This window comes from Neobacillus vireti (assembly GCF_001026695.1).
GTDB lineage: Bacteria > Bacillota > Bacilli > Bacillales > Cytobacillaceae > Neobacillus > Neobacillus vireti.
In genome coordinates this window covers 36,063-49,137 of record NZ_LDNB01000005.1, presented here as the reverse complement: position 1 = coordinate 49,137, position 13,075 = coordinate 36,063, and the positions used below count along the sequence as shown (strand labels likewise).

General features: G+C 38.5%; 13 protein-coding genes and 1 pseudogene. 11 read left to right on the top strand and 3 right to left on the bottom strand.

What is annotated here, in order from left to right; genetic code table 11:
* Positions 1-12: 12 nt before the first annotated feature.
* From AA980_RS06085 to AA980_RS26150, 6 genes are all read left to right on the top strand, one after another.
* Entirely contained in the window at positions 13-840 is an 828-nt protein-coding gene (locus tag AA980_RS06085) for an electron transfer flavoprotein subunit beta/FixA family protein (RefSeq protein ID WP_024027729.1), read from the top strand.
* The gene (locus AA980_RS06080; protein ID WP_024027728.1) at positions 841-1,863 is read left to right on the top strand and encodes an electron transfer flavoprotein subunit alpha/FixB family protein; all 1,023 of its coding nucleotides are present in this window, start codon (positions 841-843) and stop codon (positions 1,861-1,863) included.
* A 271-nt stretch (positions 1,864-2,134) separates the two neighbouring features.
* Positions 2,135-3,316 (top strand): class I SAM-dependent methyltransferase, encoded by a 1,182-nt coding sequence (locus AA980_RS06075; RefSeq protein ID WP_024027727.1) that lies wholly within the window; start codon positions 2,135-2,137, stop codon positions 3,314-3,316.
* Positions 3,317-3,826: 510 nt separating this feature from the next.
* Entirely contained in the window at positions 3,827-4,777 is a 951-nt protein-coding gene (locus AA980_RS06070) for an SGNH/GDSL hydrolase family protein (RefSeq protein WP_024027725.1), read from the top strand.
* 392 nt (positions 4,778-5,169) lie between these two features.
* Positions 5,170-6,105: an aldo/keto reductase gene (locus tag AA980_RS06065; RefSeq protein ID WP_024027724.1), complete on the top strand. Its 936-nt coding sequence runs from the start codon at positions 5,170-5,172 to the stop codon at positions 6,103-6,105.
* A gap of 366 nt (positions 6,106-6,471) precedes the next feature.
* Complete coding sequence (locus tag AA980_RS26150) at positions 6,472-6,639, top strand: transposase (protein ID WP_024027723.1); 168 nt, start codon at positions 6,472-6,474, stop codon at positions 6,637-6,639.
* A gap of 278 nt (positions 6,640-6,917) precedes the next feature.
* On the opposite strand, the gene AA980_RS06060 is transcribed toward AA980_RS26150, so the two are convergent.
* On the bottom strand, positions 6,918-7,568 hold the full coding sequence (locus tag AA980_RS06060; protein ID WP_024027722.1) for an MATE family efflux transporter: 651 nt from the start codon (positions 7,566-7,568) through the stop codon (positions 6,918-6,920).
* Between the two features lie 122 nt (positions 7,569-7,690).
* Between AA980_RS06060 and ggt the strand changes: the two are divergent.
* The 3 genes and pseudogenes from ggt to AA980_RS27465 all read left to right on the top strand — a co-directional run.
* A pseudogene (ggt, locus tag AA980_RS06055) lies at positions 7,691-8,932 on the top strand (gamma-glutamyltransferase); the annotation flags it as partial.
* 176 nt (positions 8,933-9,108) lie between these two features.
* Entirely contained in the window at positions 9,109-9,240 is a 132-nt protein-coding gene (locus AA980_RS28000; RefSeq protein ID WP_268926628.1) for a hypothetical protein, read from the top strand.
* A gap of 197 nt (positions 9,241-9,437) precedes the next feature.
* The gene (locus AA980_RS27465; protein ID WP_024027721.1) at positions 9,438-9,596 is read left to right on the top strand and encodes a hypothetical protein; all 159 of its coding nucleotides are present in this window, start codon (positions 9,438-9,440) and stop codon (positions 9,594-9,596) included.
* Between the two features lie 498 nt (positions 9,597-10,094).
* Here AA980_RS27465 and AA980_RS06045 read toward each other — a convergent pair whose 3' ends face one another.
* Entirely contained in the window at positions 10,095-10,415 is a 321-nt protein-coding gene (locus AA980_RS06045) for a hypothetical protein (RefSeq protein ID WP_024027719.1), read from the bottom strand.
* A gap of 164 nt (positions 10,416-10,579) precedes the next feature.
* Between AA980_RS06045 and AA980_RS06040 the strand changes: the two genes are divergently transcribed.
* The gene (locus tag AA980_RS06040; RefSeq protein WP_024027718.1) at positions 10,580-11,149 is read left to right on the top strand and encodes a 3'-5' exonuclease; all 570 of its coding nucleotides are present in this window, start codon (positions 10,580-10,582) and stop codon (positions 11,147-11,149) included.
* Between the two features lie 251 nt (positions 11,150-11,400).
* Complete coding sequence (locus tag AA980_RS28215) at positions 11,401-11,721, top strand: DUF1998 domain-containing protein (RefSeq protein ID WP_152681098.1); 321 nt, start codon at positions 11,401-11,403, stop codon at positions 11,719-11,721.
* A gap of 106 nt (positions 11,722-11,827) precedes the next feature.
* On the opposite strand, the gene AA980_RS25675 is transcribed toward AA980_RS28215, so the two are convergent.
* The gene (locus AA980_RS25675) at positions 11,828-13,021 is read right to left on the bottom strand and encodes a helix-turn-helix domain-containing protein (protein ID WP_082195649.1); all 1,194 of its coding nucleotides are present in this window, start codon (positions 13,019-13,021) and stop codon (positions 11,828-11,830) included.
* Between the last annotated feature and the right edge of the window lie 54 nt (positions 13,022-13,075).

Genomic DNA, 13,075 nt, shown 5'->3' with positions numbered 1-13,075 from the left:
GGGAGGGGTTTAATGTTTCATATTGTAGCCTGTATCAAGCAAGTGCCTGACACTAAAATTATTAAGATGAATCCAAAAACTAACACGATGGATCGGAGGACAGCGCCTGCGATTTTGAATCCGTATGATGCTCATGCAGTTGAAGAGGCCGTTCGTTTAAAACAACGATATGGTGGGACGGTATCGGTTGTCACGATGGGTCCACCTCCAGCGGTGTCCGCTATAAAGAAATGTATTGAAATAGGCGCGGATGAGGGGTATTTAATTACGGATCGCCGGTTTGCGGGTGCCGATACATTGGCAACGAGCTATGCCGTGACAAAGGCGATTGAAAAAATTGCAAAAACCAGACCCGTCGATTTGATCATTTGCGGAAAAATGTCCATCGATGGAGATACCGGGCAAGTCGGACCCGGAATAGCTAGAAGGCTCGATATACCACCACTCACTTCTGTGAACAAAGTCGTGGATATCAATCAAGAAGAAGGATATGCCGTTGTACATCGCAAGCTGGAGGATGGATATGAAGTCGTCCAATCCACCTTGCCGTGTTTATTTTCCGTTGAAAAAACTATTAATGACGTGCCATATTCCCCGCTGCCGAACATGCTCAAAGCTGCGAGATACAAACCACATATCTGGTCTGTTGATGACCTTGAAGATGTAGATATCAAGCAGCTTGGTTTAAAGGGATCACCAACAATTGTTTCCAAAGTATGGGCTCCGCAAAAACCGGCAGGGGGAACATTCCTTGAAGGCAACCCAGCAGCACAAGTAGAGCAATTGCTTCAGATCCTGCTTGAAAAGAAGGAGCTGTTTGAAAGTAAGGAGGGAATGTAATTGGATTTTAACGATTACAAAGGTGTTTGGGTCTTTATTGAACAAAAGGATGGAGAGGTTGCCTCTGTATCCCTTGAATTATTAGGTGCTGGTAGGAAATTAGCTGATAAACGAGGTGTGGAACTAGCTGGTATTCTTATCGGGGAACATGTTAAACCTTTAACAAAGACCGTGTTTGAATATGGAGCAGATACCGTGTATGTCTATGAACAACCTCTCTTTAAGCATTACCGGACTGAAACCTACATGAAGGCCCTGTTAGAGTGCAGTGATAAATATAAACCGGAAATTATTCTCTACGGGGCCACCTCAACAGGAAAAGACCTGGCAAGCGCAGTGGCCACCGATTTGCCGACAGGGTTGACGGCGGATACGACGGAGCTGGATGTAGAAGAGGAAACGGGGTTACTCCTTGCGAGTAGGCCGGCGTTTGGCGGAAATATTATGGCGACCATTTTATGTAAAAAATACAGGCCGCAAATGGCGACCGTACGCGCCAATGTCATGAAGGCGCTGCCCCCAGAGGTGGGGAGAATAGGCAAGGTCGTCGAAGAAACCGTCTCATTAAAGGAAGAAGATATCCGGACAAAAGTTTTGGAAATTGTAAAGGAAACGGTTAAGAAGGTCAGAATCGACGAAGCGGACATCGTTGTGGCAGGCGGAAAAGGCTTAGGCAGCTACGAGGGATTTCAGTTAATACACCATTTGGCTGAAACGCTTGGAGGAGCTGTTGGTGCGAGCAGGGATGTGGTGGAAGCGGGTTGGATTGACCACCCCCATCAAGTAGGGCAAACCGGTGTGACGGTAACGCCAAAGATTTATTTTGCGATCGGGATTTCTGGCGCGATTCAACATATTGTGGGAATGAAAAATTCTGGTTTAATCATTGCCATTAATAAGGACAAAGAAGCTCCTATTTTTCAAAACTGTCATTATGGAATTGTTGGCGATGCATTTGAAATCGTTCCTGTCCTAATCGAACAGTTTAAACATGCACTTTCTAGTAACAAGGTGATGAAGTAAGTTAGTGCTGAATTATTACCATTATTCTTCTCTCATTCGTGAGTGAATTCTTCCCAAGGCTTCTGCTAGCGTTTAGCCTTTCGGATTAACAATATTTGTTTATCCTCCAAAGGCCTTAGAAAATTTCATTTAATCGCTAAACACTTTTTTCTTTACTTCACTAAGGAGTAAAGCTTTTTTTTATGCTATAATTAGTACCAGATAATAGCACTTACTAGTAGGTTTTGGTCCTGTTAAGCAAAATAAATACGCCTAAACTGGAGATAATACTATGTTTGCAAATGCCAAATTAAAATCACAAAGTTTCTCAACCTATTTTAAGTCACTGGGTATCAAGGAATGCCAAACCAAAGAGGACTTCTGGAAGCATGTAACCGAGGTCGATCCCTTCTTGGCTAAGGAACTCCAACCCATTATGGACCGCAAATTAAAAGGGAATATTTATGAGGTGAAAAACCGAACACTGCCCTTCAGTTTGGCAGTAGAATCATGGACGATGAATTTCCATCAGGCCTTGCTCAACTGGGTCAGTCAGCAAACTTATTTAAAGCCGAAACGGATTTTGGAAATTGGCTGTGATAATGGGTTGCTGTCTTGCAGGTACGCCACCATGTTCCCAGATGCCGAGATTGTAGGGATCGACCTGTGTGGATATGGGATTCGATGCGCTCGGGAGTTGGCAATAAAGCAAGGACTGAACAACGTGAGTTTTTACCAAATGGATTTTATGGAGGTATCTGAGCACTTTTCCCTGAATTCTTTTGATTTAATCATTTCTGCACGGACCTTTCATGAGATCATGGGGCCTATCATGATTTCAAACTATTGGTCACTTCTAGCGTACTTGAAGGAGAATCCAACCTATGGTGACAGTCGTTATTTAGAAATAGTCCATCGTTTGTTAACGGAGGATGGATTGTATCTCTCTTGTGAACAATTGAAAAATTCCGCAGATCTCGGAAGGTGGGCGAATGTGCTTCAGGATGCGGGTCTCCATATTCAATGGGATGACAGTGGTACTATCGAATACCATGAAATAGGAGTAGATAGGCTGTCTCCTGTGATTGTGGCCACAAAAAGGGAGACAAATCTCGAAACCTTGGAAGGGATGGAACACCTTTATACGAAAGGTTACCCACTTGTATTTGAGGAGGGGAGGTCTTATAAAGGAGGGACAGCGGAATTTGCATATCAACGGCTGGGGGAGAAAACATTCGTCAAAGGGATTCAATTGAAAGTGACGAACCATTGGCATGTGTTTCGACTTGAGCTTTGGGAGACAGATGGGTTTCTGCTTGTCTATAACTATGGAAATATGGGGTATCATGAATTGGATATTTTACCTGCCTGCGCATATGAAGAGGCACACCAGTTAATGGAGGAGGCGGTCGGTAAGTTCGGTCACCTTGGTCCGCTTGTTTGGTATTACAACCTGGATGAACGACCAGAGTAGTTCAAAAAAACATTTTTAAACTAGAAAGGAATATGGTTTCCAAAATTGTTTCGATTGCCGAGATTTCATATTGCTTATTTTAAGAGATATTTTTGCACTACTTGAATGTATAAACTATTTTCATAGACGCCTAGCAGTCCCCCGGTAATCTAAAGCTTTAACGAACCGGGGGACTGACCCCAATCTTTCCAATTTACACGGAAGGATTTCAAGGTTAATACATACGATAATAGGCGAAAAACGGCTTTGTACAAATGGCAAAGTCGTTTTTTTTATGGCTCCTTTTTTCTCACAAAATTGACTGCAAACTTTTTATCCTCATTTCAAAAGCTAACAAAAATGAATTGATCTACTCTAATTTTCTTTTTCCTGTTTTGATTACAAATAGGCAAGTGACAAAATTTGTGGTCTTAAATAATGTTGCCCTGCATGATAAAATGAATAAACTATATTAAAAAAAGAATGGTATCTTAGATTAAGATCTTCCGATACTAATAGGTGTGATGAAGTTTGAAAAGAAAAAAAGTAATCATCATGATTATGGGTCTATTCACTATGTGTATTCTTCCTTCTATTTTTCTTATAGATCGAAATCAAGCAGGCCTTAAAACAGTTACAACCGTCGCGTCAGTTGAATCTGAACAAGTGGAAAATACTAAGGAAGTTGCTTCTAAAGGAGAAGAGAAACCAGTAGAAGACCATTCCATTAAGCAGGAAAGTCCTAAACCATTCACCGCTGAAATCAAGAAAAAGGTAAGGGAAGTAGTGGATGGTGTCATTGATTTCTTCGAAAAAGATCAAAAGATGGTCGCAATCGGAGACTCACTCACGGAAGGTGTAGGAGATGAAACAAAGAGCGGTGGATATGTCGGGATCCTTAATCACACGTTTGAGGATCACAACCTTGCGATCAAAATAGAAAATTTCGGTAAAAAGGGAAACCGGTCGGATCAATTACTAAAGCGGCTGGAAAATAAAGAAATTGCCACTGCGATCTCAAAGGCTGATATTGTTTTAATCACCATTGGCGCCAATGATATTATGAAAGTCTTAAGAAGTAATTTTACAAACCTTACGCTAGAACCTTTCCAAATAGAAAGAGTGGAATATATTGAACGATTAACGGCCATATTGAATAGATTGCAAGAATTGAACCCAGATGCCCAAATTTATTTAATCGGGTTTTATAATCCTTTTGAAAGTCAATTCGCAAACATTAAAGAATTAGACATGATCATTGATAATTGGAATGAGGCAGGAAAATTATTGACAGAAGAATATGAGAATGTGAGCTTTGTTCCCACAGAAGATCTATTTACTAATTCCACGATGAATTTATTAGCAGGAGATCAATTCCATCCAAACACCAAGGGCTATAAACTTATCGCCCAGCGGGTCTTAGAATATCTAAAAGTGACGGAGGAAACAAGGGTCGCCAAAACCGATTCAGATCCAAACTAAAAAAATAGACGGAATAATTTCGTTAATTTTTTTTAGTGAAAAAAGCTTAATTAGACGGCGAGTTCCGCCTATTGACTCGAAATTAAATATATAAAGAAGGCCCTTATTTCAAGATAAGGGTCTTCATAAACTTTATTTACCAATACTGGTTGGGCTGTATTTACGATCCTAGTCCACCTCCATTAAGGGAACCGTCTTTTGCTGAACTGGACATGTAGCAGCATGTTCGGTCTTTTTTTTTCTGATCATTCCGACCGATATTTGTTCCTTTTCTACCTCATTTCGTAACTTAGTAAATTGATTAGCAGATAATAAATAGGAAGCATTAACTTTGTTTTCTCTTCTAAAAGTTTGTTATCATCAAATTAGTAAAATAAGGGAGATGGAAGCTGATGACCAAACATATTAAAATTGGTAAGACAGATTTATCTGTAAACCCGATTGGTCTTGGAACCAATGCCGTTGGGGGACTTAACCTTTTTCCAAACCTTGATGATAAAGCAGGAAGAGAATTGGTCCGAACTGGTCTGGAACAAGGGATTAATTTCCTAGACACAGCCTATGTCTACGGTTTGGGGCGATCAGAAGAAATAATTGGTGAAGTTGTGAAAGAACGGGGAAATCGTTCAGAAATAGTGATCGCTTCCAAGGCAGCACATCGATTAGACGGTAATGATATGGTTTTAGATAACTCACCTGCATTTCTAAAACAAGCCGTCGAAGAGAGTTTAAAACGGCTTCAAACAGATTATATAGATTTGTTCTATATTCATTTTCCCGATCATGATACACCTAAAGATGAAGCGGTTGGAGCATTAAAGCAATTAAAGGATGAAGGAAAGATTAGAGCCATCGGAGTGTCTAATTTTTCCCTTCAGCAATTAAAAGATGCCAATAAAGATGGCTATGTGGATGTCTATCAAGGGGAGTACAACTTGATCAGCCGCGAAGCAGAGAAGGAGTTATTCCCATACGTAACTGAGCATCAAATTTCTTTTGTCCCATTTTATCCCTTAGCTTCCGGGTTGTTAACAGGTAAATATAATCTAGAAACTGAAATTAGTGAAAAGAATCGAAAAAGACCGCAATTTCAGGTAGGTGTTTTCGAAAAAAACTTGGAAAAGATAGAGCGGGTTCGTCAAATTGCAGCGACAAAGGGTGCGGAAGTTTATCAAGTGATTCTTGCTTGGTATCTGTCCCGTCCATGCATCGACGTAATTATTCCAGGTGCAAAGCGAGCTGACCAAGTACTTCATAATCTAAAAACGTTACAGATTCAATTAACTGATGCAGAGATTCAAGAAATTGAACAGATATTCCCTTTATAAGGAAAATTGTCTTCACACCCTTCCCAATTGGAAACCTGAGGTCGAGTGATTTTTAGATTAACAATCAATCGGTTGTTGTTGAGTTTTAAAAATTTACAACTGTCGGAAGCAATGGATTTGGATTATTCGTGGAAGGAGATTTATCAGAGGGTGATGAGGGGTTTTAAAAGATAAGATTATAACGAACTAAATTTTTTAGCTAAGTAGACCAAAATTTGAAATCTATTTACCCTGATGTAAAAGTGTAGCATGGTTTTATTACTGCACTATTAATCAGTAACATAATTAAGATTAAAAGGACACAATAAATATTGAACTGCACCCCAATTGTTAGACACCACTTAACAATTGGAGGTGCAGTTTTTTATGACCAAATATTCTTTAGAAACAAAATTAGCAGCTGTTAATGCTTACCTTGACGGTATAGAATCCTTTAAAGATATAGCTCATAAACACAATGTAAATATGACGATGTTAAAAAAATGGGTATTATTAAAAGGCATGAGTCCGGTTCAATACCGTACTCATGCCTAGGAAGTTGCCTAAAATTCGTGTCTAACTTTTTGGGTTCAGATCATAATATACGTTCCTTTTATTACTTTGCTGTTGCTACTATTCTATGCTATGCATTAGTAAGCAAACCAGTTAAAAAGTGACTTGAATAAATTATTTCAAACATAAAGTAAAAATAAAAGTTCGCTCTTAGTCTGCAGTGATCAATCGCTTTTTACGAGCAAAGCAGTTTAGTGCGGAAATAGAAATAAATGAAGCTATTTGTAAAAGGAAATAAATAGCTTCATTATTTAGTAAGTTTAACTCAAAAGTGCTTTTAAAGATTTCTTTTTCCAGAAGAATTGATGGTAAGAAGATTGAGCTAAGAAATTGACGATGAACGCAATTGGATAAGCTAGCCATACACCATTTAAGCCCAGAGTTGTGAAATGTGATAAGAAGTAGGCTGCCGGAACTTGGATCAGCAGAATACTAATGATTGTAAATATTGTTGGCCATAACACAGTACCTGTTGCTCTCATTGTTGCTGAGATTGCCTGAGTGTGGCCTAAAATAATGTAACTCCAAAATGAGATCAGTATAAGACTTTTTGCTATATTAATTGTTTCGGTGTTGTCTAAAAAGATTACTAATATAGGATTTGGTATAAGGTAAAGAATGAGAATGAGAATACCACCAAAGAGATAGTTCAAGGAAATCGCTATTTTTTTTATCTCTTTGATTTTCGAAATGTTCCCAGAACCTACGGCTTGTGCAACAAATACTGAAATGGCGATTGAAATACTCATCGCTGGGATTTGAACGTAGCTTGCAATTTGATTCACGATTCCGTACGCTGCTGTTGCATTAGAACCATAATTATTGACAAAAGTGATGACTGCAATTTCAGACAACGCGATCGAAACCATACTAATACTAGTAGGAATGGCTAATTTCAGTAAGGATTTCAACACCGACCCCCGTAAGTGAAGATGTCTCAAAATATCCGAGTCTAATTTGAGTATATGGTTTCTTTTGTGTAAGTACCCTAATAGAATCACAAATGTTATGAAATTGGCTAATCCTGCAGCATATTGCCGATAAAGGCTTCCCAATCGATTCAGTACTTGCTGGTGCAATTGAAGATAACAAGGAAACCCTGTCCAAAACAGCAGCGAAGAACGTCTTTCTGCCAAATGGAAAACCGATTCAAGAGGGAGAAATTCTTGTGCAAAAGGATTTAGCCAAAACTTTCAAATTGATTCGTGCTAAAGGTCCAGATGCCTTTTATAAGGGACCGATTGCTGAAGCACTGGCCAGTACGGTGCAAAAATTTGGCGGTGCTATGACAATTGAAGATTTGAAGAAATATGATGTGACCGTTGATAAGCCGATCTGGGGTGATTACCGCGGCTATCGGATTGCCAGTATGCCACCACCAAGCTCAGGCGGCGTATTCCTATTACAAATGCTGAAAATCTTGGACGGTTTTCATCTTTCACAATATGATGTGAAAGCTTGGGGGAAATACCATCTATTGGCAGAGACCATGCATCTTGCATACGCAGATCGCGCAGCCTATGCTGGTGACCCTGAATTCGTGGAAGTACCGCTGACGGGACTTCTGCATCCGGACTATATTAAGGAACGGCAAAAACTCATTAGTCTAGATCGCGTTAACCCTAATCCCCAATCAGGCGATCCGTGAAAGTATGAATCAACTCAAGCAAACTACCAGCCTAAGAAACAGCCGAATGACCAAAAACCTGGAGAAACGACCCATTTTACGGTTACGGACAGATGGGGAAATGTCGTTTCATATACGACCACCATTGAACAAGTATTCGGGACAGGCTTCATGGTTCCCGGTTATGGTTTTATGTTAAATAATGAATTAACCGATTTTGATGCCATTCCAAGAGGCGCAAATGAAGTGCAGCCCAATAAACGTCCATTATGCAGTATGACGCCAACCATTGTATTCAAGGACGGTAAACCCGTTTTAACCGTGGGATCCCCTGGCGGAACCACCATTATTACATCTGTGCTGCAAACTATTCTGTATACTATTGAGTATGATATGGAACTGAAGCAAGCTGTAGAGGAACCAAGAATATATACGAACAACCTAAACTCCTATCGTTACGAGGATGGAATTCCAACAGAGGTATTCAACCTGCTAACAAGTATGGGCCATAAATTTGGAGCTGAACCTACAACAATCGGAAACGTCCAAAGCATCTTAATAGATCATCAAAACAACAGCTTCAAAGGAGTAGCAGACTCCAGCCGCAACGGAGCCGCAATCGGCATCAATCTAAAAGGTAAAAAGTAACCATGGGAACCATTCCCTGAAGCAGGGGGATGGTTCTTTTGTTTCATAATAGCTTGTTTGCATAGTCAGAAAACGATTCTTTTGATTTGGATAGTAAAATTTTCATTACAATTTTAAAAAAAACGCAAATTTCGCACCAATAAGGTAGAAGTGGATGAATCCTTTACCTGGGATGAATGAATGACGATGGTATTGCTGAACTTGAATTTAGAAGATTCTTTGAAGGAGATTTATCGGAAGTTGATGGGGGATTTTTAAAGGATAATGATATCTTAATCGAGCCTATGATAGAACAAATCTGTCAGTAGGCAGTGTAAAAGATCTATTAGTCGGTTTCCTTTAACTTCCACTATAAAGGAATTAACTTTTGAAAAGAATAGTTGATGAAAACGGCTTTAACGGTTATAAGCGGGTATATTAATACAAAGTTAATCTAGAATTTGCCATAACAGTCGGAATTGATCGTTTCAGTACTAAAATTGCTTTTAAAAGGAGTTGGCTATATATGAAAAACAAGAACAGGAATAGAAATACTGAGCCTTCAATCGCTCCGGGAATGGATGACAGCGAAGAGCTAGAGCAAGCTGCCACAGAGGATGAAATTGATAAAGGCGAATATACGGAAGTGACTATACTATCTTTTGACGAAGTAGACCCAAGTTGAGAACGATTGCCGGTTTTAAAGTGCCCAGCCAAGCTTAGATGGATTTGCGCAGAGACTGAAAATCAACAGGGAAGTCTACTTTATCAAAATATGGCTTAACTAACACAACTTGTCATAGACCAATTAGCTTTATTTAAATTGAAGGGATTGTATTAACCCGGAAACCATAAACCGAGAAATGGATATATCGACTTATAAAAAATGCCCTCTAAAGCAAGGGCATTTTTCCTATTTGGATTTTTGTTGGGGAAAAATTCTTTAGAAAACTCAGTTAATCCAGCAATATTCGGCGTCAGGCTTGTTTTTCCCTTACCAAGATTATTTAATAAATTTTGTATTGGGCGCCCCATATGTCTGTTTCCATATCAGCCTAATCCATATGCTGCAACACTTAATCCCAAACCTGTTCCTTAAGCTACGAATCCTCCTATAAGTTTGAATAAACTAAAAAAGCTCCTCCTCATTTTTAATCCTTGAACTCCCCATATTGCCCAGCTTTTAAAAATTCCAAACGACCCCGTTTTCAATATACTTTGTGTATTTTAAACCTGTCTGGTTGACCAAATAGTCAAATAGCTTCTTTGCTGTGTTTTTGATCATTATGGTTAGGCCTAAACTGTCAAACACACGTGCATAGCAGCGGATAATCAGCGTATCAATTTCTAAAAACAAATGATAATAGACAATTTCTTTCTGCTTTTTTGCAAAACAGTTGATAAATAGATAGTCATCTGTTGGTACGATCGCTTTTATCAAAAATTCCTTTTCAACGATTCGTTTGACTTCCGTCATTTGTACCTCTGATAAATTTATTCTCATATCTGCTTCACCAACTTATTTTTTTAACAATCCATCCTTCTTCTATACGAAATTATTAGTTCGACTGTCGCATAGCCATATTCTAAAATTATATTTCTTGTTATGAAAGAAATTTACCATGATTTAGAGATGTGAGACCATCCCTGTCCATGGGGGCTGTTCTTATGGCTAAGATATCCTTACCAAATGAAGGAGAAATCATTGCTCCGCAAAGTACAAAACGAAAAGGGCCGGAGCCAGGGATCATAAAGGCTGCCAATTTCTTTGATGAAATGAGATTAGTTGCCAGGCAAATGAAAAAACTGCATGAAGAGCGGAAGATTCCTTTTGATGAAATGGTCATTTTGTATCGGGTGAAAAAGAATCATAAATATCCGTTTGTGGATATTATTCAACGGATGTTAAAGGAGTCGGGCTTACCGTTTTATTGGATTACTGAAAATGATGTATCGAAGCGATCCTTTAAAAAGGATGATGGCAAAATTAAAATTAGTACGATAGATAGCAGTAAAGGCCTAGATTTTCAGGCAGTATTTATCGTAAATATTGACTCTATGCCATTTGCGCTTGAAAACGATAAGGAGAGAGAAGTTTCCTTATTTTATATCGGGATGACCAGGGCAAAAGAATATCTTTGTTTGTCGTACTCTGGTGAATCAGAATTTACGCAGTATTTGGATCAAATCATCAATAATAGGCACCGCAAAAAGGCAGAGATAGTGAACATCAATTAAAAATAATCTGGTTCAATTATAAATAAAAAGAGCTTGTTTTGATCAATCTATTTTTTCAAAACACGCTCTTTCATATGGACTATATTACCGTCTAGTTCTGGACAGGCAACATCGTCAACTTACGGTCATTTGGGTATGGCAAAAACATAAAAAGCCTAATCGTATTTTTAGCGAGGAATTAGGCTTTTGATCGATCACAAACGCGCTCTATACTTGAACAAATAATTTAAAATAGAAACCTTAGAAGCAGGATAATCCTGCTTCCTGAATTTCAGATTCTAAGCTTTAATTTTTGGTCCTCAAGCACATACACTTCATCAGCCACCCGCTCAATAAAAGCTCGGTCATGTGATACTCCAACCATCGTGAGCTACGAAACAGGCGGTGGAGGGGCCGGGATTATGGAAGCAGTCGAGGAAAGACTTATCCATATCTTTAAAAAGGGATTAGGAATACTGAAAGCCTGCCCATGCTCAAGTGGCTTTCCGAATTGTACACATTTGCCAATCTGCGAAAAGTTTTTAGCTTCGCTATTCCAATTAAATAATCTTGGTGAAATTGTTGTTAAATAACAATAAATAGAAGTAATGCACCTCGCAAAAAATGCGATGTGCATTACTTTTTTGGCTATCTTTTTGTTCGGGAATGAGTGGTAAGCCTTACCATCGCACTCTACGTTTACTTTTTAAAAGTTAATAGTGTCAAAACCCTTCCCATCTTCGGATTAAAGATGGACTGTTCAAAAACCATTTCATTTTCAACGGCATCGTTGAACCAGCAAGAAGCTGGCACCTCACCTTTTCTAATCTCTTCCTTCACACTTGGGTTATTAAAAAAGCTCGCAGCTTTACTTCTACTATCAATCTCACCAAATGAAATTAGGCTACGCTTTCCTGGAAAACTTTTAATAATTTTAGAATCTTGACTTTGAACCACCGAGTATATTTCATCTGCAAAATCGACTAATCTGTTCAAAAGCACGAACAAAGATACATTATATTTTTTATCAGCAAGTTCTTTTAATTTTTCCATCGTATCATTTTTATCAATAATATCGGATTTTAAATCTTTTGCAGGCATAAGAAGGTTAAAAGCAAATTGGTTCGCTTCCATTTCTTCTACTTCTTCGGTTAAAAGGGTAGAGTGACCGAATAATGTTTCTTCATGTTTTCCTTGTTTGATCTCTTCATTGTGTTTGGTATTTTTATCGTATTTTCTTGAAATATAGCTTGATTTTAAGTGCCATGGAAGAATGTAATGTCCAATTAACAATGCTAACGTAAATTTTCTTCTCGTTTCATATGGAATTTTACGATCCAATAGGATGATGGGGTGGTCTATTTGAATGAGAATTCCCTCACCCTCATCTAAATCATCTTCAAATATCCTTATTCCTAAATCTTTTGCAAGACGATAGATATCGATTGGTAAACTATGCTCTATTTTTTCTTCAAGATAGTATTTCGCATATTCTGAGGGAGTTTCAAATAGAGCATCGATTTTTACTTTTCTACCAGTCGCTAAAAAAGTAGCATACTCCACTAATTTTTCCTTATTCTGTTGCGAAAGTGAATTCACAATCCGAAGCATCACCCGGTCATCATGTTCAAGGGGAGATTGCGTTTGTTCTGTGTTAATACCAGAAACTAAATATTCAGTGGATACCTTCAATGCAAAGGATAATTTCCTTAAAGCTTCATAGGAAGGTCTCCGTGCTCCAGATTCATATTGGCTAATTGCTGGCGGTTTCAGTCCTACTTGATTTGCCAGGTCAGCCTGGGACATATGCAATTCTTTTCTTCTATTTTTAATTCGTTCATTAATCGAATTGGGCATCTCAGAAAACCCTTTCTTAACATTTGTTAAGTCCATAATAACATACAGCAAAAATTATTGACAACAATATTAACATGAGTTATCTTTATG

What these genes read in the sequence shown, in the direction of transcription:
- AA980_RS06085 (WP_024027729.1), top strand. Translation starts at nt 13, where the DNA reads ATGTTTCATATTGTAGCCTGTATCAAGCAAGTGCCTGACACTAAAATT.
- AA980_RS06075 (WP_024027727.1), top strand. Translation starts at nt 2,135, where the DNA reads ATGTTTGCAAATGCCAAATTAAAATCACAAAGTTTCTCAACCTATTTT.
- AA980_RS06065 (WP_024027724.1), top strand. Translation starts at nt 5,170, where the DNA reads ATGACCAAACATATTAAAATTGGTAAGACAGATTTATCTGTAAACCCG.
- AA980_RS26150 (WP_024027723.1), top strand. Translation starts at nt 6,472, where the DNA reads ATGACCAAATATTCTTTAGAAACAAAATTAGCAGCTGTTAATGCTTAC.
- AA980_RS28000 (WP_268926628.1), top strand. Translation starts at nt 9,109, where the DNA reads ATGAATGACGATGGTATTGCTGAACTTGAATTTAGAAGATTCTTTGAA.
- AA980_RS27465 (WP_024027721.1), top strand. Translation starts at nt 9,438, where the DNA reads ATGAAAAACAAGAACAGGAATAGAAATACTGAGCCTTCAATCGCTCCG.
- AA980_RS06045 (WP_024027719.1), bottom strand. Translation starts at nt 10,415, where the DNA reads ATGAGAATAAATTTATCAGAGGTACAAATGACGGAAGTCAAACGAATC.
- AA980_RS06040 (WP_024027718.1), top strand. Translation starts at nt 10,580, where the DNA reads ATGGCTAAGATATCCTTACCAAATGAAGGAGAAATCATTGCTCCGCAA.
- AA980_RS25675 (WP_082195649.1), bottom strand. Translation starts at nt 13,021, where the DNA reads ATGGACTTAACAAATGTTAAGAAAGGGTTTTCTGAGATGCCCAATTCG.